A 22,721-nucleotide genomic window follows, 5' to 3' on the forward strand; every position below is an offset into this window, starting at 1 on the left:
CCCGAGGCGGCCCCCTCCCCTTCGGCGTTCTTGACCCGTGCTTTACGCTCCGCTTACTTCTGGCCGTAGCTTTCGGGGGGAACGCCCGTGTTCGTCATTGCCATCCTGCTGCTCATCGCCGCAGTGGTGCTCTACTTCGTCGCCCGCTCCAACGACTCGAAGGGGCTGAAGCTGGGCGCCGTCGGCGCGGTGGTCGCCGGCCTCTTCTCGCTGGTCGTCAGCATGACGTACGTGATCAGCGCCTACGAGGTCGGTGTGCCGGTCGCCTTCGGCAAGGTCGGCTCGCCCATGACCTCCGGCATGCACGTGAAGTCGCCCTTCACCGACGTCACGACGTTCTCGACCCGCCCCGTCGACCTCAACCTCTCCGACAAGGACGTCGTCGAGGTCCGCTCCTCGCAGGGCGGTGTCATGGACGTCGAGGTCACGGTCAAGTGGGCCGTCGTCCCTTCGAAGTCCGTCGAGCTGTACAAGCTCGCGGGCAGCGAGGACGCCATCCAGCAGCGGCTCGTCTACCCCGACAGCCGGGAGATCGTCCGTAACGTCTTCGCCCGCTACACGAGCGAGCAGGGATACGCCACCGACCGCGAGAAGATCAACGCCGAGATCGGCGTGCTGATCAAGGAGCGCCTGGTCCCGCGCGGTATCGACGTGACCACGGTCAACCTGCGGAACGTGAAGCCCTCGGAGGCCCTTCAGGGCCAGATCGACCGCAAGATCCAGCAGCAGCAGGCGACCGAGCGCGCCCTTGAGGCCGCCCGTACCGCCAAGGCCGAGTCCGACCGGCGCCGGATCGAGGCGGAGGGCATCGCCCGCGCCAACAAGATCCTCAACGACTCGCTGACGGACAGGGTCCTGATGAACCAGTGCATCGACGCGTTCAAGGAGGCCGCGGCGAAGAACCCGATCTACACCGTGCCCTGCGCGAACGGCGCCTCGGCCCCGGTGATCGTGGACGGTTCCAAGCGCTGACCCGACGGTTCGTCCGTACGTGAAAGGGCCGCCCGGTCCGATGGCCGGGCGGCCCTTTCACGTACGGCGATGCGGTGGGCTCTACCGCGAGCGCTTCGCGAGGCGCTCCACGTCGAGGAGGATCACGGCGCGGGCCTCCAGGCGCAGCCAGCCGCGCTGGGCGAAGTCGGCGAGCGCCTTGTTGACCGTCTCGCGGGAGGCGCCGACCAGCTGGGCGAGCTCCTCCTGGGTGAGGTCGTGGACGACGTGGATGCCCTCCTCCGACTGCACGCCGAAGCGGCGCGACAGGTCGAGGAGCGCGCGGGCGACACGGCCCGGCACGTCGGAGAAGACCAGGTCGGACATCTGGTCGTTGGTCTTGCGCAGGCGGCGGGCGACCGCGCGCAGCAGCGCGGTGGCGACCTCGGGCCGCGCGTTCAGCCAGGGCTGGAGGTCGCCGTGGCCCAGGCCGAGCAGCTTGACCTCGGTCAGCGCGGTCGCGGTCGCGGTGCGCGGGCCCGGGTCGAACAGCGACAGCTCGCCGATGAGCTCGCCGGGGCCGAGGACGGCCAGCATGTTCTCCCGGCCGTCGGGGGAGGTGCGGTGCAGCTTCACCTTGCCCTCGGTCACCACGTACAGGCGGTCGCCGGGGTCGCCCTCGTGGAAGAGCGCGTCGCCACGGGCGAGCGTCGCCTCACTCATCGAGGCGCGCAGCTCGGCAGCCTGCTCGTCATCGAGCGCCGCGAAGAGCGGGGCGCGCCGCAGAACGTCGTCCACGAGTTCTCTCCATACTGTCGACCTGCTCAGGGACCTGCGTCCCATGATGCCGGACGTACAAAACAGTGCGATCAATCACAACAAGTTTGACGTACCGAGCCGCCCGTCCGTACGCCAGGGGCCCGATTGGGGGCTGATCGGCCACGACCGGGGCGGATGTCGGTGGGGGCCCCTAGGCTGGCCGGGTGTCCAACTCGCCGGTGAGAGCGCAGGCCAAGGGGGCTGGAAGAGTGTCCGCCGAAGGTAATTCCGCCGTGGGCGAACGCGGCGTGTCGAAACGGGCAAAAGCCGCGAATCGGAAGCCCGCGAAGTCCGCAGAGCCGGGAAAGGCCGCGCCCGTGGAGCCCGCAGAGCCGGGAATGGCCGTGCCCGTGGAGCCCGCCGAGCCGCCGAAGGTCCCCGCATCCGTGAAGTCGGCCGAGCCGGTCAATGCCGCCGAGCCGGTCAAGGCCGCCAAGGTCTCCAGGCCGGTCAAGGCCGCCAATGCCGCCAAGTCGGTCAAGGCCGCCGAGGCAGCCGATCCGGGCAAGGCCGTCAGGGCCGCCAAGCCCGCCAAGCCCGAGTCGCGGCTCGCGATGGTCCGCAGGGCCCGCAAGATCAACCGCGAGCTCGCCGAGGTCTACCCGTACGCCCATCCGGAGCTCGACTTCCGCAGCCCCTTCGAGCTGCTCGTGGCCACGGTCCTCTCGGCGCAGACCACCGACCTGCGGGTCAACCAGACCACGCCCGCCCTCTTCGCGAAGTACCCCACACCCGAGGACCTCGCCGCCGCCGTGCCCGAGGAGGTCGAGGAGCTCATCCGCCCCACCGGCTTCTTCCGCGCCAAGACCAAGTCGATCATGGGCCTCGCCGCGGCCCTCAGGGACGACTTCGGGGGCGAGGTGCCCGGCCGCCTCGACGACCTCGTCAAGCTCCCCGGCGTCGGCCGCAAGACCGCCTTCGTCGTCCTCGGGAACGCCTTCGGGGTCCCCGGCATCACCGTGGACACCCACTTCATGCGGCTGGCCAGGCGCTGGAAGTGGACCGAGTCCGACGACCCGGTGAAGATCGAGGCCGAGGTCGCCGAGATCTTCCCGAAGAGCGAGTGGACGATGCTCTCGCACCGCGTGATCTTCCACGGCCGGCGGATCTGCCACGCCCGCAAGCCGGCCTGCGGCGCCTGCCCGATCGCCCCCCTCTGCCCCGCGTACGGAGAAGGCGAGACCGACCCCGAGAAGGCGCGGAAGCTGCTCAAGTACGAGAAGGGCGGCTTCCCGGGCCAGCGGCTCAGCCCACCGCCCGGCTACCCCGGCCGTCCGGCGCCCCCGCTGGGCGCGGGCGAGTGAGCCCGCGCCGCCCCGCAGGCCCGGGGAACGAACCCGTCCATCGACGGCGTTGTGGAAACGGGGGTGCCTATGACGCGCACTGACGAAGAGATCCACGGCGAGGACGTCCGCGACGGCGACGTCCAGGCCGGCCATGTCCAGGACGACGACGCCCACGGACTGCTCAGCCGTGACGGGCTGCCCGACTGGCTGGGCCCCGTCGACCGGGCCGCCCGCACGGTCGCGCCCGAGCAGCTGAGCCGCTTCCTGCCGCCCGCCAGCGGCGCCGGGCGGCAGTCCGCCGTCCTCGTCCTCTTCGGCGAGGGGAAGCACGGCCCCGAGCTGCTGCTCATGGAGCGGGCCGGCAGCCTGCGCTCCCACGCGGGCCAGCCCTCGTTCCCCGGCGGCGCCCTCGACCCCGAGGACGGCGACCCGGCGGACGGCGGGCTCCTGCGCGCGGCCCTGCGCGAGGCCCAGGAGGAGACCGGGCTCGACCCGGCGGGTGTCCAGCTCTTCGCGGTGCTGCCCCGGCTCTACATCCCGGTCAGCGGCTTCGTCGTCACCCCGGTCCTCGGCTGGTGGCGCACCCCCAGCCCGGTCGGGGTCGTCGACCCCGGAGAGACCGCCCGGGTCTTCACCGTCCCCGTGGCGGATCTCACGGATCCGGCGAACCGCGCGACGGCGGTCCACCCGAGCGGCCACCGGGGCCCTGCGTTCCTGGTCGAGTCCGCTCTGGTCTGGGGTTTCACCGCCGGAGTGATCGACCGGCTGCTGCACTTCTCCGGCTGGGAGCGGCCCTGGGACCGGTCCCGGCAGGTCCCGCTCGACTGGCGGTCATGACAGGCTGAACCCCGGCGACCGGAAACGAATCTGCGAGGCAATTGACGGTGAACGTGCTGGACATCCTGCTGCTGCTCGCCGCCGTGTGGTTCGCGATCATCGGCTACCGCCAGGGATTCGTGGTCGGCATCCTGTCGGTGATCGGCTTCCTCGGCGGCGGTCTCGTCGCCGTTCTGCTGCTCCCGGTCCTGTGGAACCAGCTGACCGACAACAGCGAGGTCTCGACCACGGCGACGGTCGTCTTCGTGATGATCGTCATCGTCTGCGCCTCGGTCGGCCAGGCCTTCACCACCCACCTCGGCAACAAGCTGCGCCGTCACATCACCTGGTCGCCCGCGCGCGCTCTCGACGCCACGGGCGGCGCCCTGGTCAACGTCGTGGCGATGCTGCTCGTGGCCTGGCTGATCGGCTCCGCCCTCGCCGGGACCTCCATGCCCACCGTCGGCAAGGAGGTACGGAGCTCCAAGGTGCTCCTCGGGGTGGAAGAGGTGATGCCGGATCAGGCGTCGCGCTGGTTCGACGACTTCGGCTCCACCCTGGCCCGCAGCGGCTTCCCCCCGGTCTTCAGCCCGTTCGCCGACGAGCCGATCACGCCGGTCCCGCCGCCCGACCCGGCGCTCGCCGGGAGCCCGGTCGCCGCACGCGCCCAGCGGTCCATCGTCAAGGTCGTCGGCACCGCGCAGAGCTGCGGCAAGGTCCTCGAAGGCACCGGCTTCGTCTTCGCCGACCGCCGGATCATGACCAACGCCCACGTCGTCGGAGGCGTCGACGAGCCGACCGTGCAGATAGGCGGTGAAGGCAAGCTCTACGACGCCAAGGTCGTCCTCTACGACTGGCAGCGCGACATCGCCGTCCTGGACGTGCCGGGCCTCAGGGCCACCCCGCTCACCTTCGCCGCCGACGACGCCAGGAGCGGCGACGGCGCGATCATCGCCGGCTTCCCCGAGAACGGCTCGTACGACGTGCGCTCGGCGCGCGTCCGGGGCCGTATCCACGCGGACGGACCCGACATCTACCGCCGTGGCGATGTGCGCAGGGACGTGTACTCGCTGTACGCGACGGTCCGCCAGGGCAACTCCGGCGGTCCGCTCCTCACCGAGGACGGCAAGGTGTCCGGGGTGATCTTCGCCCGCTCCCTCGACGACGCGAACACCGGCTACGCGCTGACGGTCGACGAGATCCGCGAGGACATCGAGCGTGGCCGGGCCGCCGACCAGCAGGTCGACACCCAGGCCTGCGCCCTGTAGTCCCCGGTCCGGCCGAGCTCTGGAGCCCCGGCCCCGTCAGGTCCTGTGGCCACGGGCCCCGCTAAGGGGTGTCGCGGGGATGCCGGAGCCGGGCCGAGACCCAGCGGGCCCGGCGGCGCAGAATGAGCGAGATCCCCACCTCTGGCACGGTGTGCGAGCCGCCGGGCTCCGGCGGTCCACCCCCCTCGCGAGAACTCGGCGCGGCGGCCGAGCGGCGGTTGCGTGCTGTCGTGTCACCGTAGTCGTGCGTCCAGCCCATACTTCGACCTCTGCCCGTGGCCCAAGGTCGGTAACCTCCCGGGGGCCCGCCAATTGGAGTATGCGCCGGGCACATGGCCGTTCGAAGGAAGTCTGTACGCCTCCGGGGGCGACGGGCCGTCAGCGGTCGGGCTCGGGGTCCTTCAGCCAGTTGACGAGCTCCGTGGAGAAGGCCACCGGGTCCTCCTCGTGCGGGAAGTGACCGAGACCGTCGAAGAGCCGCCAGCGGTAGGGCGCTTCCACGTACTCGCCCGACCCCGCCGCGCTCCGCGTCCGCATCACCGGGTCGAGGGAGCCGTGCAGATGGAGCGTCGGCACCCGCACCGGCCGCTTCATGCGCCGGTTGAACTGGACGCCGTCCGGGCGGGCGAGCGAGCGCACCATCCAGCGGTACGGCTCGATCGAGCAGTGCGCCGTCGACGGGACGAGCATCGCCCGCCGGTACACCTCGACCGCCTCGTCGTCCGCCGCGCCACGGGGCTGGGGACCCGACCAGTCCCGGATCAGCTCCCCGACCAGCGCCGCGTCGTCGGCGACGAGCTGACGCTCCGGCAGCCACGGCCGCTGGAAGCCCCAGACGTGCGAACCGGCCCGCGTCTGGGCGAAGTCGGAGAGCATGGCCGAGCGCCAGCGGCGCGGGTGCGGCATCGAGGAGACCACGAGCCGGCGCACCAGCTTGGGCCGCATCACGGCCGCCGTCCAGGCGAGGTACCCGCCGAGGTCGTGCCCGACGAGCGCCGCGTCCGGCTCGCCGAGGGAGCGGATGACACCCGTGATGTCGAGGGCGAGGTTGGCGGGGTCGTAACCCCGGGGCGTGCGGTCGCTGCCGCCGACGCCGCGCAGGTCCATCGCGACGGCCCGGAACCCGGCCTCCGCGAGGACGGGCAGCTGATGGCGCCAGGTCCACCAGAACTGCGGAAAGCCGTGCAGCAGCAGCACCAGCGGGCCGTCGCCCATCTCGGCGATGTGGAAGCGGGCGCCGTTGGCGGCCACGTCGCGATGGGTCCAGGGCCCGTCGAGCCGTACGGGCCCGCCGTTGCCGTTGCTCTCGGGAAGGGTCATACGGACGAGCGTGCCACAGCGGGAGACCTGTCCAGCGCCTTCTCCAGCGCCTTGTTCGGCTCCGGACGCGGGTGCGGCTTCGCGTTCTGCATGATCGCGGCCGTCTCCTTGGCGGAGGCGATGGACTTCTCCGGCTTCTTCACCTTCTTGATCTGGGCGTACGCGATCGCCCCGAGGAGGACCGCGACCAGCACGTTGAAGGCGAAGGACAGCAGGAAGCACCAGACGAGGTTCCAGCCCCCGTTGCCGTTGTGCCCGCCGGTCCAGGTGTTGATGGCGTACGCGAGCGCGAAGCTCAGCATCGGCAGCGAGAACAGCAGCACCACGAGGGCGCCGATCCCCAGGATGCTGCCGATCCCCCCGCGCTTGACGTCCTGCCGCAGTTCGGCCTTGGCCAGGGCGATCTCGTCGTGCACCAGCGCGGACATCTCGGCGGTCGCCGAGGCGACCAGCTGGCCGAGGCTGCGCTCGGTTCCGTAGAACGGGTCGCTCATCGGTGCTCCCTCTTCTCTTCTGCGGTCCGGGTTCTCTTCTACGCGGTCCGCATCAGATCATGCCGGACGGTCGGCCTCGTCGCGCGGTGCCCCCGCCGCTCGGGCGAGCTGACGGTGTTCGGCGGCCTTCCTTTCGTGGATCGCGGCCATCCGGAGGTGGTACTCCGGGTCGTCCTCCTCGTAGATGTCGGGGATGCCGTCCTCGTCGTCGTCGCGCTCCTCGGCCGCGCAGATCGCCTGGTACCTGCGGACGCGCAGCTTCAGCAGGACGGAGGCGAGGACGGCGGCGATGAGCGAGCCGATCAGGACGGCCGCCTTCACCTCGTCGGTGAGGGCGGCGTCCCCCTCGAAGGCGAGTTCGCCGATGAGGAGCGAGACGGTGAAGCCGATGCCGGCGAGGGTGGCGACGGCGAACACGTCGGGCCAGGTCAGGTCGGGGTTGAGTTCGGCCCTGGTGAAGCGGGCGGCGAGCCAGGTGCCGCCGAAGATGCCGATGGCCTTGCCGACGACCAGGCCGAGGACCACGCCGAGGGTGACCGGCTGGGTGAAGACGTCGCCGATCGCCTTGCCGGAGATGCTCACGCCGGCGGAGAAGAGCGCGAACAGCGGCACGGCGAGGCCGGCCGAGAGCGGGCGTACGAGGTGCTCGATGTGCTCGCCGGGGGAGTGCTCCTCGCCCTCCCGGGTGGTGCAGCGCAGCATCAGGCCCATGGCCACGCCGGCGATGGTGGCGTGGACGCCGCTGTTGTACATCAGGCCCCAGATGACCAGGGCCAGCGGCACGTACACGTACCAGCCGCGGACGCCCTTGCGGAGCAGCAGCCAGAAGAGGAGCAGTCCGGCGAAGGCGCCACCGAGCGCGGCGAAGTTCAGGTCGCTGGTGAAGAAGACCGCGATGATCAGGATCGCGAAGAGGTCGTCGACGACGGCGAGGGTGAGCAGGAAGGCGCGCAGCGCGGACGGCAGTGAGGTGCCGATGACGGCGAGGACGGCGAGCGCGAAGGCGATGTCGGTCGCGGTGGGCACGGCCCAGCCGTCCATCGAGCCGTCGCCGACGGCGTTGACCAGGACGTAGACGAGGGCGGGCGCGGCCATGCCGCAGAGCGCGGCGATGACGGGGAGCGCGGCGGCCCGGGGGTCGCGCAGCTCGCCCGCGACGAGCTCGCGCTTGAGCTCGATGCCGGCGACGAAGAAGAAGACCGCGAGGAGGCCGTCGGCCGCCCAGTGCTGGATCGACAGGTCGAGGCCGAGGGCGGCGGGGCCCAGGTGGAAGTCGCTGACGGACTCGTAGCTGTCGCTCAGCGGGGTGTTGGCCCAGACGAGGGCGGCGACGGCGGCGACGAGGAGCAGTACGCCGCCCACGGTCTCGGTGCGCAGGGCGTCGGCGAGGTAGCGCCGCTCGGGCAGGGAGAGACGGCCGAGGAATCTGCGGTCGTCCCGCTTGCGGTCGTCACGGTCGGTGGGTGCGGGCGCGGCCACGGGTGAACCTCCGGTCGGTGGGCAGGGCAAAGCTCATGCCGACCAGACTTCCCGGCGCACCTAGGTTCTTCTTGTCGCGTCACTGACGCGATCTTTACTTTACCTAACGAGCGCGGGTCGTGTCCGGCGGGATTCACTCTAGGGAGATCTGCCCTTTTCGTCCCGCTGGGTGCGGCGACGGAAAAGCCCGCCCCCAGAAGCTCGGGGCGGGCGTCCGCGACGTACGGCCGGGGCTCAGTCCTCGCTGGAAGCGGCCGGCAGCTGGGTCTGGATGAGCGACATGACCGAGGAGTCGGTCAGCGTGGTGACGTCACCCAGCTCCCGGTTCTCGGCGACATCGCGCAGCAGGCGGCGCATGATCTTGCCCGAGCGGGTCTTGGGCAGCTCCGCCACCGGCAGGATCCGCTTCGGCTTGGCGATCGGGCCGAGGGTCGCGCCGACGTGGTTGCGCAGCTCGGCGACGAGGGTGTCGTCCTGGCTCGCCGTACCGCGCAGGATCACGAACGCGACGATCGCCTGGCCGGTGGTCTCGTCGGCGGCGCCGACGACGGCCGCCTCGGCCACGGACGGGTGCGAGACGAGGGCCGACTCGACCTCGGTGGTCGAGATGTTGTGACCGGAGACGAGCATGACGTCGTCGACCCGGCCGAGCAGCCAGATGTCGCCGTCGTCGTCCTTCTTGGCGCCGTCACCGGCGAAGTATTTGCCCTCGAAGCGGGACCAGTACGTGTCGATGTAGCGCTGGTCGTCGCCCCAGATGGTGCGGAGCATCGACGGCCACGGCTCGGTGAGGACCAGGTAGCCACCGCCGCCGTTCGGCACCTCGTTCGCCTCGTCGTCGACGACGGTCGCCGCGATGCCCGGCAGCGGGCGCTGCGCGGAGCCCGGCTTGGTCTCGGTGACGCCCGGCAGCGGCGAGATCATCATCGCGCCGGTCTCGGTCTGCCACCAGGTGTCCACGATCGGGGTCTTCCCGGCGCCGATGTGCTCCCGGTACCAGATCCAGGCCTCGGGGTTGATCGGCTCGCCGACCGAGCCGAGGACACGGAGGCTGGAGAGGTCGAACTTGGCGGGGATGTCGTCTCCCCACTTCATGAACGTACGGATCGCGGTGGGCGCCGTGTAGAGGATCGTGACGCCGTACTTCTGCACGATCTCCCAGAACCGGCCCTGGTGCGGGGTGTCCGGGGTGCCCTCGTACATGACCTGCGTCGCGCCGTTGGCCAGCGGGCCGTAGACGATGTACGAGTGCCCCGTGACCCAGCCGATGTCGGCGGTGCACCAGTAGACGTCGGTCTCCGGCTTCAGGTCGAAGACGGCGTGGTGGGTGTAAGCGGCCTGGGTGAGGTAGCCGCCGGAGGTGTGCAGGATGCCCTTCGGCTTCCCCGTGGTGCCCGAGGTGTAGAGGATGAAGAGCGGGTGCTCCGCCTCGAAGGCCTCCGGGGTGTGCTCGGCGGACTGGCGGGCGACGATGTCGTCCCACCACACGTCACGGCCCTCGGTGAACGCGGTCTCCTGGCCCGTACGGCGGACCACCAGGACGTGCTCGACCTGCGGGCACTTCGCGACGGCCTCGTCGATGGCCGGCTTGAGGGCGCTCGGCTTGCCCCGGCGGTAGCCGCCGTCGGCGGTGACGACCAGCTTGGCGTCGGCGTCCTGGATACGGGAGGCGACGGCGTCGGCCGAGAAGCCGCCGAAGACCACCGAGTGGGCGGCGCCGACACGGGCGCAGGCCAGCATCGTGATGGCCGCCTCGGGGATCATCGGCAGGTAGACCGCGACCCGGTCGCCCTTGCGGACGCCCAGTTCGGTCAGGGCGTTGGCCGCCTTGGAGACCTCGTCCTTGAGCTCGGCGTACGTGATCGCGCGGCTGTCGCCCGGCTCACCCTCGAAGTGGATGGCGACCCGGTCGCCGTGACCGGCCTCGACGTGGCGGTCGACGCAGTTGTACGCCACGTTCAGCTCGCCGTCGGCGAACCACTTGGCGAACGGCGGGTTCGACCAGTCGAGGGTCTCGGTCGGCTCGGTGGCCCAGGTCAGGCGCTTGGCCTGCTCGGCCCAGAAGCCCAGCCTGTCCGCCTTGGCCTGCTCGTACGCCTCCGCCGTCGCGTTGGCGTGCGCGGCCAGCTCGGCGGGCGGCGGAAACCGACGCTCTTCCCGAAGCAGATTGGCCAGGCTTTCGTTGCTCACGACATCTCCCTTTCCCAGGGCGTCCTCTGTGCGTATGTGTCCCGCGTCATACCTCATCAGTCAGATGCCCGGGTGACAAGAGCCTCCGGACAATTGGTTTAGACCTGTGGGGCAAATGACGTGCGGGGGCCCCTTCTTCCCGGGCGGTGTTCCCGAGCGGTGGGAGAAGGGGCCACACAGTCTCACGGACGGGCGAGCCGGAAGGTTCAGGGCACGCGGACTCCGGCCGGGGAGCTTCAGAGGGCGCGGGGGAGCCGGGAGGCTCAGGACGCGCGGACTCCGGCCGGGGACCCGGAGGGTTCAGGACGCGCGGGGACTCCAGGCGGAGAGCCGGGAGGGTGAGGCTCAGGACGCGCGCACCGTCTCCAGCGGGCCCGTCGGCATGACCTGGGTGAACACGTCGTCGTAGCTGTGCACCTCGTCCGCCCCGGCCAGCAGGTACGCCTGTGCTTCGCCCACGTGGAAGTACATGCCGTGCAGAGTGAGGCTGCCGTCGGCGAGGCGGCGCGCCACCGGCTCGTACGCCCGCAGGTGCTCCAGCTGCTGGACCACGTTGGTCAGGCAGAGCTGCTCGACCGCGTCGGCCGGAAGCCGCCCGGAGATCCGGGCCCAGGCGTGTCTCCGGCTCTCCATCCGCTCCAGGCTGGGCCGGCCGTGGCGCAGCCAGCGGCGGAGCGGGGTCGGCGGGTCGTCCGGCCCGCCGTTCAGCAGGGCCTGCATCGCGCCGCAGCCGGAGTGGCCGCAGACCGTGATCGACTCGACCCGCAGCACCTCCACCGCGTACTCGATCGCCGCCGCCACCGAGTCGTCGCCGCTCTCCTCGCCGGGGAGCGGGACGAGATTGCCGACGTTGCGCACGGTGAACAGGTCACCCGGGCCGCTCGACGTGATCATGCTGGTGACGAGACGGGAGTCGGCGCAGGTCAGGAAGAGCTGCGAGGGCCGCTGGCCCTCCCGGGCGAGCCGCGCCAGTTCCTCCCGTACCAGCGGGGCCGTGTTCCGCTGGAACTTGCCGATGCCGCTCGCCAGATGCAGCCCCGGTGTCCGCCGGGGCTCGGCGGGCTCCGTGGCCACGTCGGGGTGGTCGGCCGGCTGCTCGCCGCACTGGTGGTTGTGCCAGGGCGTCCAGGGGCGGCAGCAGCCGTGCGCGGCCGAGGCGTCGGCGGGGGCGGGATCGGCGATGCGGACACCGGAGGGACCGGTCGTCTCGACCGTGCCACCGTGGGCGAGGTGACCGGCGGTCCAGTCGCTCAGCGTCTCGTACGCGGCGTGGTCCATGAAGGATCCGTCCAGCTCGACCACGACGTCGGAACCATGGGGCAGCTGATGCAGGGACCGGCTCAGCCGGGGCACGGCGAGGAAGGTCAACTGGCCCCGGACGTGCAGCAGGTGACGCCCGTCCCGCTCCTCGCGGGTGATCCGGGTGCGGGCCAGCCGGTGCAGGGAGACCGAGATGGCCACGGCGATGCCGAGGGCGACGCCCTCCAGGATGCCGACGAGGACGACACCGGACAGCGTCACCACGTAGACGACGACCTCGCGGTGCCGGGTGACGGTACGGATGTGGGTGATGCTGACCATCTGGATGCCGACCACCATCACGAGAGCGGCGAGCGCGGGCAGCGGGATCAGGTCGATCACGGGAACGAGCAGCAGGGCCGCGAGCACGATCCACAGACCGTGCAGCATCGTGGACGCGCGGCTCACCGCGCCCGCCGACACGTTGGCGACGCTGCGGACCGCGACCCCGGCGACCGGCAGTCCGCCGAGCGCTCCCGAGACCATGTTGGCCGCGCCCTGACCGGCGAGTTCGCGGTCGAGGACCGAGCGCGGCACACCCCGGCCGCCGTCCGCGCGGGCGGCGACCAGCTTGTCGACCGCCACGGCCGAGAGCAGCGACTGCACGCTGGTGACCAGGGTGATCGTCAGCACCCCGGCCGCGATGCCGAGCGCCGGGCCCTCGGGCAGACCGGGCAGCGCGTGGCTGCTCCAGGACGGCAGGTCGACGCGGGGCACGGCGAGCCCGGCGATCGTCGCCACCGCCGTCGCCCCGGCCACCGCGACGAGCGCGGCCGGCACCTTCCGTACGAACTGCCCCGCGCGGCCCGGCAGCCGGGGCCAGCCCAGGAGCACGGCCACGGTGAGGGCGCTGATGGCGAGTGCCGCCGGATGGACGTCGGCCAGCTGGGCGGGCAGACCGAGGACGTTGTCGACGGCGGAGCTCTGCGGGGTGCCGCCGAGCACGATGTGGAGCTGGGCGAGGGCGATGGTGACGCCGATGCCGGCGAGCATGCCGTGCACGATCGCGGGCGAGACGGCGAGCGCCGAGCGGGCCACCCGGAGGACCGAGAGGCCCAGTTGGGTGAGGCCGGCGAGCACGGTGATGGCGCAGGTGGTGCGCCAGCCGTACAGCTGGATGAGCTCGGCCGTCACGACGGTGAGACCGGCGGCGGGGCCGCTGACCTGGAGCGGCGAACCGCCGAAGCGGCCGGCCACGAGGCCGCCGACGGCGGCGGCCACCAGGCCGGCCTGGAGCGGGGCTCCGGTGGCGAGCGCGATGCCGAGCGAGAGGGGCAGAGCGATCAGGAAGACGGCGACGGAGGCGGAGAGGTCGGCTCCGGCGATTCGGAAGCGGCGGGGTCCGTCCGGCGGGCTGTGAGGCCGCTGGGCGCGGGGCCGGGTGGTCGTGCGGGCGGGGGTGCAGAGGGTCATTCCCGTCTCCTCCGGGGCAGCGCGGTCGCGGTTCGTGCGGGACGAACATGGGGGCTCGCGGCCGTGGGTCACGGCGTGCAGCGGCGGGATCCGAGCGGGGTCCCCGCCTGGACGAGGATCAACGCTCGGTAAATGGATCGTAATGGAGAGTAAAGTCTCTGGCATTATTTTCGGGGCAAACAGGGCAATGATTCACCGGTTCCGGTGATAGACGCATGGATTGCCGCTTGTCGTTTCATCTCTTCGGCCGCCGTGGTGCGACGTTGACGCCGCCCGTACAGACGTCACGCCGAAGCCGCACGGCGGTCTCGCACGGCGGTCGCATGACGTCTCGCACGGCGGTCGCACGGCGGCTCGCACGGCGGCTCGTACGGAAGCTCGCACGGAACCGAGGAGAGGTGGGCGGATGACAGCCGCCGGGAGAAGGACCACTGCCCAGAGGAAGGCGCTCGCCGCCGGTGCCCTCGCCGTCGCCCTGATCACCGGCCTCGCCGGCTGTTCGGGCTCCGACGGCACCGCCACGGAGGGCGCGCGGGGTGGTACGGGCGCCAAGAAGGGACCGGCCGCCGCCCCGCCGAACGCGGTCCGCCTGATCGGCGACGGCTCCACGGCCTTCACCGGCGCCCAGCCCCACCAGCCCGTCTGGCAGCGCCTCAAGCCGGGCGAGACCCCGCCGCAGTTCGTCGTCTTCTCCTGGGACGGCGCCGGCGAGGACAGCCAGAAGCTCTTCTCCCACTTCCGGTCCGTGGGCAAGAAGTACGACGCCACCATGACGTACTTCCTCAGTGGCGTGTATCTGCTGCCCGAGGAGAAGCGGAAGCTCTACGACCCGCCGCAGCACAGTGCCGGGCGTTCCGACATCGGATTCAACGACACCGAGGGCATCCGCGCCACCGTCCGCGAACTGCGCGGCGCCTGGCTGGAGGGCAACGAGATCGGCACCCACTTCAACGGGCACTTCTGCGGGAAGGAGGGCGGCGTCGGCAACTGGTCGGTCGAGGAGTGGAAGAGCGAGATCAACCAGGCCAAGTCCTTCGTCAAGAACTGGAAGACCAACGCGGGCCTGCGCGCCGAGCAGCCGCTGCCCTTCGACTACGACAAGGAACTCGTCGGCGCCCGCACCCCCTGCCTCGAGGGCCGGAAGAACTTCGTCCGGGCGGCGGCGCAGATGGGCTTCCGCTACGACACGAGCGGCGTCAACGACCAGATCTGGCCCAAGAAGGACCTGGGTCTCTGGGACCTGTCGATGCACCTGGTGCCCGTCCCGGGCCGCTCCTTCCAGACGCTCGCCATGGACTACAACTTCCTGGTCAACCAGTCTCCCGGGACGACCCAGGGCGACCCGTCCCAGCACCGGTACTGGGGCGACCAGATGCGGGACGGCCTGGTGCAGGCCTTCGAGCGCTCCTACCGGGGCAACCGGGCGCCGGTCATCATCGGCAACCACTTCGAGTCCTGGAACGGCGGCACGTACATGCGGGCCATCGAGGAGACCATCGCGACGGTGTGCGTGCAGAAGGACGTCAAGTGCGTGTCCTTCCGCCAGCTCGCCGACTGGCTCGACGCCCAGGATCCCGACGTCATCGCGAAGATGCGCACCCTGAAGGTCGGCGAGGCCCCGCCGGCCGGCTGGGCGAACTTCCTCGCCCCCCAGCCGGCGGCCCCTGCGGCCCCGGCGGCAGGCGCCGAGCCTGCTGAACGCCACTGAGCCCCGCGTTGCGTCAGACCGGCTGAACGGCGCTGAGCCTTTCGGACAGTACGAACCCGGGGTCGACCTGCGCTGCCAGGTCGACCCCGGTTTTGGCGTTGCCCCAGCTCTCCGCGTTGCGGAGGTGGAAGTGGACCATCTGGCGCGTGTAGCGCTCCCAGTCGCGGTGGGCGTACGAGTCGTCCGCCGCGTCCTGGAGGGCCTGGAGCGACATCCGGTTCTCCGCCTCCAGGAGCTCGAAGCGGGGCGGGCGGCCCTTCTCCATCGCGCGGACCCAGTCCGAGTGGCCCACCGTCACGAGCAGGTCGTCACCGACCTCCGCGCGGAGGAAGTCGAGGTCGTCCTCGCCCTGCACCTTGTTGCCGACGACCTTGAGCGCGACGCCGAAGTCCCGGGCGTACTCCTTGTACTGGCGGTAGACCGAGACCCCCTTGCGGGTCGGCTCGGCGACCAGGAACGTCATGTCGAAGCGGGTGAAGAGGCCGGAGGCGAAGGAGTCCGAACCCGCGGTCATGTCGACGACCACGTACTCGTCGGCGCCGTCCACCAGGTGGTTGAGACAGAGCTCCACCGCGCCGACCTTCGAGTGGTAGCAGGAGACGCCGAGGTCCGACTCAGTGAAGGGGCCGGTCGCCATCAGGCGGACATCGCCGTCGTCGAGCCGGACCGGCCGGGCGCAGGCCTCGTACACCGGGTTCTCCTCGCGGACCCGCAGCAGCCGCGAGCCCTCCCCGGGCGGCGTTGTCTTGATCATCGTGTCGGCGGAGACGATCCGCGGGTTGGTGCCCCGCAGGTACTCCTTGATGAGCGGCAGGTGCGCGCCCATCGCGGGCAGTGCGGCGGCCTCCGCGTCGGGCAGGCCGAGTGCGGCGCCGAGGTGCTGGTTGATGTCGGCGTCGACGGCTACGACCGGGGCTTCGTTGGCGGCGAGGTGGCGGATGAAGAGCGAGGACAGCGTGGTCTTTCCGCTGCCGCCCTTCCCCACGAAAGCGATCTTCATGTTCACCTAGGGTAGTGGCATGAACGCATCGCGTGGTCAAGGTGCGTGAAGAAGACCACTCCATCGTGGGGCCGAGGCCCGGGGCGCGTAGCCTCCCTACCTATGAGTACGCACGCCTCTGACCCCTTGGCCGCCCTCGGCTCCCTGCCGGGCGTCGCCGACGCGGTGGACTCCGTACGCAAGGCCGTCGACCGGGTCTACGGCCACCGTGTGATGCGCCGCCGCAGCAACGAGATCTCATCCGAGGCGGCCCTGCGCGGCGCCCGTGGCTCGGCCGCCCTCTCCGGTGCCGACTGGGCCCTGGAAGAGGTCCGCCGACGCACCGACTTCGGCGCGGATCCCGAGGCCCGCACGGTCGGCGCCGCCCTGCGGCTCGGCGCCGAGGCCGGGCAGCTGCTCTCCATCTGGCGCCAGTCTCCGCTGCGGGTGCTCGCCCGGCTCCACCTGGTCGCCGAGGGCGAACCGGGCGAATCGGTGGGCCGGCCCCGGCTGGAAGGCGAGGCGGTCGACGAACCGCTCATCGAGACCCCGCCGCCGTCCCCCGCCGAGGTCGCGGGACGGCTCGACGGACTCGCCGAGCTGATCGTCGCGGGGGGCGACGCCCCAGCGCTCGTGACGGCCGCCGTCGTGCACGGCGAACTGCTCGCGCTGCGCCCTTTCACCTCGTACAACGGGCTGGTGGCGCGGGCGGCGGAGCGGATCGCGCTGGTCGGCAGCGGTCTCGACCCCAAGGCGATCTGCCCGGCGGAGGTCGGCCACGCGGAGCAGGGGCGCGCCGCGTATCTCGCCGCGTTCGAGGGGTACCTGTCGGGGACCCCTGAGGGTGTGGGCGGCTGGATCGCGCACTGCGGGCGCTCGGTCGAGCTGGGTGTCCGCGAGTCGACCGCCGTCTGTGAGGCGCTTCAGCGCGGCGCGGCCTGAGAAGGGCCGGGCCCGGGACGGACGGGGCCTGAGAAGGGCCGGGCCGGGAAATGGCCCGGAACAGGGTTGCGGCGGTACCAGTTCTGGTACCGCCGCTGGCACGTCCACCCAGTTACCAAGCGTCCTCGATATGTGCCCATCAGGCCGGGAACTTTGCCCTTGGCCTGGTGCGGCTGGCCCGTAATCGACGGGTCGACGTCGCGTGGGTGCCCGGTTTCAGTGCTAGGTCCGTGGGGCCTTCATGCTCAACAGGTGATCCTCTCGGATGTCCTCGGTCTCGCGGGCCTGATTCCTTTCTACTCCTGTCTGCGTGGAAGCGAAAGTGCTGGCTCCACTTCTCTGCTCATTGCTCAAATTCGGGCAAAGTCATCCGCGATCCGATGGGCGAGAGCGGCCTGACGGCGACGGGATACGTACCAGACGAGTCCGGCCCCGACGGCCGCCGCACCGACGGCCGCCGCAGCGACGAGCGTGGGCCGTGGCGGCATCCGGAATCCGGGCAGCCGCTGCTTGAGCCGTACCGGCTTCTCGAAGGCGAGAACCGGCCATTCCCGGGCCGCGGCCTCGCGGCGCAGCGCCCGGTCGGGATTGACCGCGTACGGGTGGCCGACGGCCTCCAGCATGGGGACGTCGGTCGCCGAATCGCTGTAGGCGTAGCAGCGCGAGAGGTCGTAGCCCTCCGACTTCGCCAGCTCCCGGACCGCCTCGGCCTTGGTCGGTCCGTAGGCGTAGTACTCCACCTCACCGGTGAAGCAGCCGTCCTCGCCGACCACCATGCGGGTGGCGACGACGCGGTCGGCCCCGAGCATCTCGCCGATCGGCTCGACGACCTCGGCGCCGGAGGTCGAGACGATCACGACGTCACGGCCGGCGGCGTGGTGCTCCTCGATGAGGGAGGCCGCCTCGTCATAGATGATCGGGTCGATGAGGTCGTGAAGGGTCTCGGCGACGAGCTCCTTCACCTGGGCGACGTTCCAGCCTTTGCAGAGCGCGGAAAGATATTCGCGCATCCGCTCCATCTGGTCGTGATCGGCCCCGCCCGCCAGGAAGACGAACTGGATGTAGGCCGTCCGCAGGGCGGCGCGGCGGCTGATCAGTCCGCCCCGGTAGAAGGACTTGCTGAAGGTCAGCGTCGAGGACTTCGCAATGACCGTCTTGTCCAGGTCAAAGAAGGCGGCTGTGCGCGGCAAGGAGTGGTTTTCCACAAGCCAGAGCATAGGTGCCCGCCATTCGGCGTACGCTGGGGCGCGTGGGTTTGCCTGAGAAGGCTCTCGGGTACACCATGGAAGTCACGGATCGTTCGCGACCGTGCTAACCCGGTCCGGCTCCTCCCCCCCCGAGTCGGCCGGAAAGACGACCCCCGCTCTCCCCCCCGGCGGGGGTCGTCGCATGTCCGGAGCCGTTTTGGCGCTGTGAGACATCGTCCGCTCCCTTCCTCCCGGCCTGAGGCCGCGCCGCGACCGATGCCCGGCCGCGCTCTCGATTCCTCACTCACGGTAACCGCCGGGCTGCGCTCCGGACAGTCCCAGGGGGAGTGACGAAGATATTCACAGGGCTTCGGATATCCCCAGTTTTTCGGTGAGATCTCCAGGATTCCCGGCACGGCCCCACGGTGATTCCTGTCGCGAAGTTCGCGAACGGCAGGAATCACGAGAGGGGTGGGTGTCATGGAGGCATCCAGGACTTCCGGGGTCAGGGGGACGGCGCCGACTTCGCCGCCGAGCCGGGCGGCACTGCCCGGCTGCGACGAGCCGCGCCGCACGGGCCCGCTGATCGTCACGGAGGACCTCGGCCTGCTCGACGACCTGCTGCGGCTGTGCGCCGCGGCCGGAGTCGAGCCCGAGGTGCACCACCGGGTGCCGGAGCGACGGGCGAGCTGGACCGACCCGCCGCTCGTCCTCGTCGGCGACGACGCCGCGGCCCGCTGCCGGGGAGCGGCGCGCCGCCCGGGGACCCTCCTCGTCAGCCGCGACCGGGACGATCCGGAGGTATGGCGACTGGCCGTCGAGATCGGCGCGGAGAGCGTGCTGCGGCTGCCGGACGCGGAAGGTCTCCTCGTCGACCGCATCGCCGACGCGGCCGAAGGCGTGGGCCGGCAGGCGCTGACCGTCGGGGTGGTCGGCGGGCGAGGGGGCGCCGGAGCCTCCACCCTCGCGTGCGGCCTCGCGCTCGGCGCCGCGCGGACCGGGCGGCGCACCCTGCTTGTCGACGGCGACCCGCTCGGCGGGGGGCTCGACGTGTTGCTCGGTGGCGAACGCGAGGAGGGCAGACGGTGGCCCGACTTCGCCGCCTCGAAGGGCCGTCTGGCCGGCGGAGCGCTTGAGGAGTCCCTGCCGTTCCTGCGGGGGGTCCGGGTGCTCAGCTGGGGCCGGGAGCCCACGGCACCCGTCCCGCCCGAGGCCGTCCGGTCCGTGCTGGCCGCGGCCCGCCGCCGTGGCGGTGTCGTGGTGGTCGACCTGCCCCGCGGAAGCGACGCGGCGACCACCGAGGCCCTGGCCCAGCTCGACCTCGGACTGATCGTGGTGCCGGGGGAGTTGAGGGCCGTCGCGGCGGCCCACCGGGTGGCCTCGGCCCTCTCCCTGAGCGTAAGTGACCTGCGGGCCGTGGTCCGCGGACCGTACGCGGCGGGACTCGACGAGTGCTGGGTCGCCGACGCGCTGCGGCTGCCGCTGGCCGGTGAACTCCCCTACGACCCCGGGATCGTGGCCGACCAGGACGCGGGCGTACCGCCGGGCGCCGAGCCCCGTGGCCCGCTCGGACGGTTCTGCGACGCCTTCTGGGCGTGCGCCCTGGGCCCCGGCGGTGCGGCATGACCGGGGCGGGAAGCGCGGGTGGCGGCGCGGGGCTGCTCGACGCCGTGCGGCAGCGCCTCGCGGCCACCGGCTCCGACCCCACCCCGGCGCGGGTGGCGGCGGCGCTGCGTGCCCAGGGGCGGTTGCTCGGCGACGCGGAAGTGCTGGGCGCGGCGGAGGAGTTGAGGTGCGAGCTGATCGGCACGGGTCCGCTCGAACCGCTGCTCGCCGACCCCGCCGTCACCGACGTCCTGGTCTCGGCGCCCGACCGGGTGTGGGTGGACCGGGGCGCCGGGCTCGAGCGGGCCCCTGTGTCCTTCCCCGACACGGCGGCGGTGCGCAGGCTCGCCCAACGGCTCGCGGCGGTGGCCGGACGCAGGCTCGACGACGCGCGGCCCTGGGTGGACGCGCGGCTGCCCGACGGCACCCGGATGCATGCCGTGCTGCCCCCGGTGGCGGTCGGCTCGACCTGCCTGTCGCTGCGGGTCGTGCGGCCCCGCGCCTTCACCCTGGACGAGCTCGCGGCGGCGGGCACGGTGCCGCCGGGCGGCGCCCCCATCCTGCGCGCGCTGATCGACGCCCGGGTGTCGTACCTGGTCAGTGGTGGCACGGGGACGGGGAAGACCACCCTGCTCGCCTCCCTGCTCGGCCTGGTGGGAGAGCGGGAGCGGATCGTCCTCGCCGAGGACTCGGCGGAACTGCGGCCCGACCACCCTCATGTGGTGCGCCTCGAGGCACGGCCCGCGAACCAGGAGGGCGCCGGTCTGGTGACCCTGCGGGACCTGGTCCGCCAGGCGCTGCGGATGCGCCCCGACCGGCTGGTGGTCGGCGAGGTCCGGGGCGGCGAGGCCGTGGACCTGCTGGCCGCCCTCAACACGGGCCACGAAGGCGGCTCGGGGACGGTCCACGCCAACACGGCGGCGGACGTCCCCGCGCGGCTGGAGGCCCTGGGGACGGCGGCCGGGCTCGACCGGGCCGCCCTGCACAGCCAGCTGGGAGCCGGTCTCTCGGTCGTGCTGCACGTCGCCCGGGACCGGGAAGGGCGGCGGCGGATCGCCGAGGTGCACGTCCTGGAGCGGGACCGGGACGGCCTCGTACGGACGGTTCCCGCGCTCCGGTGGAGTGCGACCGGGTTCGAGCGGGAGCGGGGCTGGGAGCGGCTGCGGTCGCTGATCGGAGGGGAAGCGTGGTGACGGTGGATCCGGTGGCGGTACGGGCCGTGGCCCACGGGGCGGCGGCGCTCTGCGCGGGTCTGGCGCTGGGGTGGGCTGTCGAACGGCGGCGCGGAGCGGGCAGGGCACGGGCCGTGTTCGTAGGGGGCGAGCGCGGCGCCCGCGGCACGACAGGCACCCGTGGCGCCTTCGGCGGCTTTCATGCGGTCGGCGGTCTCGGCGGTCTCGGCGGTCTCGGCCGTCTCGGTGGCCTGGGTGGTCTGGGCGGGGCGTGGTCGGAGGCGGTCGCGCGGTGGTGGGCGGTGGCGCGCGGACGGCGCGCGTGGCTGTGTCTGCCGGTGGCGGGGGTCCTCGCGCTGCTCGGGCAGTCGCCGTTGCCGCTCGTGGCGGGGGCGGTCGCGGTGCCGCTGGTGGGCCGGCGGCTGCGGGCGGCCGAGCGCCGGAAGGAACGCGAGGCGCTGGCCGAGCGGGTGGCGGCCCTGTGCGGGGCGGTCGTGGGGGAGCTGAGAGCCGGTTGGCAGCCCGCGCAGGCCTTGGCTTTCGCGGCCAGGGAGACGGGCGCGCTGGGCGGCGAGGAGGCATCGGTGCTCGCGGCGGCCCGGTTCGGCGGGGACGTGCCGGACGCGCTGCGAAGGGCCTCGGGGCAGGACGGTGCCGAGGGACTCGCGGGCATGGCGGCCTGCTGGCAGGTGGCCGTCGACGGTGGCGCGGGCCTGGCCGCCGGGCTCGACAGGCTTGAAGCGGCCCTGCGGGGCCACCGCGAGCAGCGGGAGCGGCTGCGGGCCGAACTGGCCGGTGCCTGGGCCACGGTGGCGGTGCTCGCGGTGCTCCCGGTGGCCGGGGTGGCCCTCGGCGCGGCGCTGGGTGCCGACCCGCTGCGGGTGCTGCTGCACACCCCGGCCGGCCTGGGCTGCCTCGTCGTGGGCGGGGCTCTGGAAGCGGCCGGACTGTGGTGGGCCGCACGGATCGTACGAGGAGGGGAGCGGGCGTGACCGAGGCGTGGCGACTGGCGGGCCTTGTGGTCCTGGCACTGCTCTGCTGCGTGCAGGCTGTCCGGTCGGTGGCGTACGGACGGCGCGAGCGGGGGATGCGGCGGCGCCTGGGAGGCCTCTTCCCGGCACCGGCGCCACGGCCCCAGAAGGCCCGCCGAGGGCTGCGGGGGTGGGCGGGGAAGTGGGCGGCGCCCGTCGGGGCGTTCGGTCTCGGCTGGGTGCTGTTCGGGGCGTTCGGCGGTCTGTTCGCCGGTGTCCTGGTGGCGGCCGGGGTGAGGCGTGCGGCGGGGAGGAGAGCCGCTTCGCCGGCCGAGGGCGAGGAGGCGGCACGCCATCTACCGCTCGCCGCCGATCTGTTGGCGGCCTGCGCCTCGGCGGGAGCCGGGCCCGCGGAGGCGGCGGAGGCCGTCGGCCGGTCCCTGGGCGGCCCGCTGGGCGAGCGCCTGACCCGTACGGCGGCGGAACTACGGCTCGGTGGCGAACCGGCCGAGGTGTGGCGGAGGTTCGGCGTGATACCGGGCGCCGCGGGGCTTGCCCGCTGCATGGAGCGGGCCGGTTCCTCGGGTGCGCCGGCGGCGGAGGGCGTCGCCCGGCACGCGGCAGCGCTGCGGTCGGCCCGCGCCCGCGCGGCGGAGGCCCGGGCACGCCGGGCGCAGGTGCTGATCAGCGCGCCCGTGGGGCTCTGCTTCCTGCCCGCCTTCCTGGCGGTGGGGGTGGCCCCGGTGGTGATCGGCCTCGCGACGGGACTTCTCGACGGATGACGGCGAGCACGACGGTGCGCGGCAGGACACGGCAGGACACGGCAGGACACGACAGGCCGAG

The 22,721-nt window shown here is 72.1% G+C and carries 19 protein-coding genes; 10 read left to right on the plus strand and 9 right to left on the minus strand.

Annotation, left to right across the window (positions count from 1 at the left end):
• Positions 1-87 precede the first annotated feature (87 nt).
• On the plus strand, positions 88-972 hold the full coding sequence (locus tag ACFVYX_RS07895) for a prohibitin family protein (protein WP_389680457.1): 885 nt from the start codon (positions 88-90) through the stop codon (positions 970-972).
• An 81-nt stretch (positions 973-1,053) separates the two neighbouring features.
• Here ACFVYX_RS07895 and ACFVYX_RS07900 read toward each other — a convergent pair whose 3' ends face one another.
• Complete coding sequence (locus ACFVYX_RS07900) at positions 1,054-1,728, minus strand: Crp/Fnr family transcriptional regulator (RefSeq protein WP_015034542.1); 675 nt, start codon at positions 1,726-1,728, stop codon at positions 1,054-1,056.
• A 359-nt stretch (positions 1,729-2,087) separates the two neighbouring features.
• Between ACFVYX_RS07900 and nth the strand changes: the two genes are divergently transcribed.
• The 3 genes from nth to ACFVYX_RS07915 all read left to right on the plus strand — a co-directional run bounded on the left by nth (position 2,088) and on the right by ACFVYX_RS07915 (position 5,119).
• Positions 2,088-3,053 carry an endonuclease III gene (nth, locus tag ACFVYX_RS07905; RefSeq protein WP_389680458.1) on the plus strand — a complete coding sequence of 322 codons (966 nt, stop codon included), beginning with the start codon at positions 2,088-2,090 and terminating at the stop codon, positions 3,051-3,053.
• Positions 3,054-3,122: 69 nt separating this feature from the next.
• On the plus strand, positions 3,123-3,872 hold the full coding sequence (locus ACFVYX_RS07910; RefSeq protein ID WP_389680459.1) for an NUDIX hydrolase: 750 nt from the start codon (positions 3,123-3,125) through the stop codon (positions 3,870-3,872).
• A gap of 47 nt (positions 3,873-3,919) precedes the next feature.
• Positions 3,920-5,119, plus strand: coding sequence for a MarP family serine protease (locus tag ACFVYX_RS07915; protein ID WP_389680460.1), 1,200 nt, complete (start codon positions 3,920-3,922; stop codon positions 5,117-5,119).
• 61 nt (positions 5,120-5,180) lie between these two features.
• On the opposite strand, the gene ACFVYX_RS07920 is transcribed toward ACFVYX_RS07915, so the two are convergent.
• The 6 genes from ACFVYX_RS07920 to ACFVYX_RS07945 all read right to left on the minus strand — a co-directional run bounded on the left by ACFVYX_RS07920 (position 5,181) and on the right by ACFVYX_RS07945 (position 13,314).
• The gene (locus tag ACFVYX_RS07920; RefSeq protein ID WP_389680461.1) at positions 5,181-5,378 is read right to left on the minus strand and encodes a hypothetical protein; all 198 of its coding nucleotides are present in this window, start codon (positions 5,376-5,378) and stop codon (positions 5,181-5,183) included.
• Between the two features lie 119 nt (positions 5,379-5,497).
• The gene (locus tag ACFVYX_RS07925; protein WP_389680462.1) at positions 5,498-6,439 is read right to left on the minus strand and encodes an alpha/beta fold hydrolase; all 942 of its coding nucleotides are present in this window, start codon (positions 6,437-6,439) and stop codon (positions 5,498-5,500) included.
• On the minus strand, positions 6,436-6,933 hold the full coding sequence (locus tag ACFVYX_RS07930) for a phage holin family protein (RefSeq protein ID WP_389680463.1): 498 nt from the start codon (positions 6,931-6,933) through the stop codon (positions 6,436-6,438). The genes ACFVYX_RS07925 and ACFVYX_RS07930 overlap by 4 nt, the downstream gene beginning before the upstream one ends.
• Positions 6,934-6,990: 57 nt before the next feature.
• Positions 6,991-8,412 (minus strand): Na+/H+ antiporter NhaA, encoded by a 1,422-nt coding sequence (gene nhaA / locus ACFVYX_RS07935; RefSeq protein ID WP_389680464.1) that lies wholly within the window; start codon positions 8,410-8,412, stop codon positions 6,991-6,993.
• Positions 8,413-8,646: 234 nt separating this feature from the next.
• On the minus strand, positions 8,647-10,602 hold the full coding sequence (acs, locus tag ACFVYX_RS07940) for an acetate--CoA ligase (protein ID WP_389680465.1): 1,956 nt from the start codon (positions 10,600-10,602) through the stop codon (positions 8,647-8,649).
• Positions 10,603-10,947: 345 nt separating this feature from the next.
• The gene (locus tag ACFVYX_RS07945; protein WP_389680466.1) at positions 10,948-13,314 is read right to left on the minus strand and encodes a SulP family inorganic anion transporter; all 2,367 of its coding nucleotides are present in this window, start codon (positions 13,312-13,314) and stop codon (positions 10,948-10,950) included.
• A 406-nt stretch (positions 13,315-13,720) separates the two neighbouring features.
• On the opposite strand from ACFVYX_RS07945, the gene ACFVYX_RS07950 reads away from it, so the two are divergent.
• Positions 13,721-15,022: a hypothetical protein gene (locus ACFVYX_RS07950; protein WP_389680467.1), complete on the plus strand. Its 1,302-nt coding sequence runs from the start codon at positions 13,721-13,723 to the stop codon at positions 15,020-15,022.
• Positions 15,023-15,035: 13 nt separating this feature from the next.
• Here the strand turns inward: ACFVYX_RS07950 and ACFVYX_RS07955 are convergent, their stop codons facing one another.
• Positions 15,036-16,022: an ATP-binding protein gene (locus tag ACFVYX_RS07955; RefSeq protein ID WP_389680468.1), complete on the minus strand. Its 987-nt coding sequence runs from the start codon at positions 16,020-16,022 to the stop codon at positions 15,036-15,038.
• Positions 16,023-16,124: 102 nt separating this feature from the next.
• On the opposite strand from ACFVYX_RS07955, the gene ACFVYX_RS07960 reads away from it, so the two are divergent.
• On the plus strand, positions 16,125-16,943 hold the full coding sequence (locus ACFVYX_RS07960) for an oxidoreductase (protein WP_389680469.1): 819 nt from the start codon (positions 16,125-16,127) through the stop codon (positions 16,941-16,943).
• Positions 16,944-17,293: 350 nt separating this feature from the next.
• On the opposite strand, the gene ACFVYX_RS07965 is transcribed toward ACFVYX_RS07960, so the two are convergent.
• A complete protein-coding gene (locus tag ACFVYX_RS07965) occupies positions 17,294-18,160 on the minus strand; it encodes an HAD-IB family hydrolase (protein ID WP_389680470.1) in 867 nt (288 codons plus the stop codon).
• Between the two features lie 450 nt (positions 18,161-18,610).
• On the opposite strand from ACFVYX_RS07965, the gene ssd reads away from it, so the two are divergent.
• From ssd to ACFVYX_RS07985, 4 genes are read left to right on the plus strand one after another with little or no spacing between them, the layout of a single operon-like run.
• Positions 18,611-19,756 carry a septum site-determining protein Ssd gene (ssd, locus tag ACFVYX_RS07970; RefSeq protein WP_389680471.1) on the plus strand — a complete coding sequence of 382 codons (1,146 nt, stop codon included), beginning with the start codon at positions 18,611-18,613 and terminating at the stop codon, positions 19,754-19,756.
• Complete coding sequence (locus ACFVYX_RS07975; RefSeq protein WP_389680472.1) at positions 19,753-20,928, plus strand: TadA family conjugal transfer-associated ATPase; 1,176 nt, start codon at positions 19,753-19,755, stop codon at positions 20,926-20,928. The genes ssd and ACFVYX_RS07975 overlap by 4 nt, the downstream gene beginning before the upstream one ends.
• Positions 20,922-21,899 carry a type II secretion system F family protein gene (locus ACFVYX_RS07980; protein WP_389680473.1) on the plus strand — a complete coding sequence of 326 codons (978 nt, stop codon included), beginning with the start codon at positions 20,922-20,924 and terminating at the stop codon, positions 21,897-21,899. Before ACFVYX_RS07975 ends, ACFVYX_RS07980 begins: the two co-directional genes overlap by 7 nt.
• Positions 21,896-22,660 (plus strand): type II secretion system F family protein, encoded by a 765-nt coding sequence (locus tag ACFVYX_RS07985; RefSeq protein WP_389680474.1) that lies wholly within the window; start codon positions 21,896-21,898, stop codon positions 22,658-22,660. The genes ACFVYX_RS07980 and ACFVYX_RS07985 overlap by 4 nt, the downstream gene beginning before the upstream one ends.
• Positions 22,661-22,721: the final 61 nt, after the last annotated feature.

The sequence above is a fragment of the Streptomyces sp. NPDC058326 genome (assembly GCF_042879855.1).
Lineage (GTDB): Bacteria > Actinomycetota > Actinomycetes > Streptomycetales > Streptomycetaceae > Streptomyces.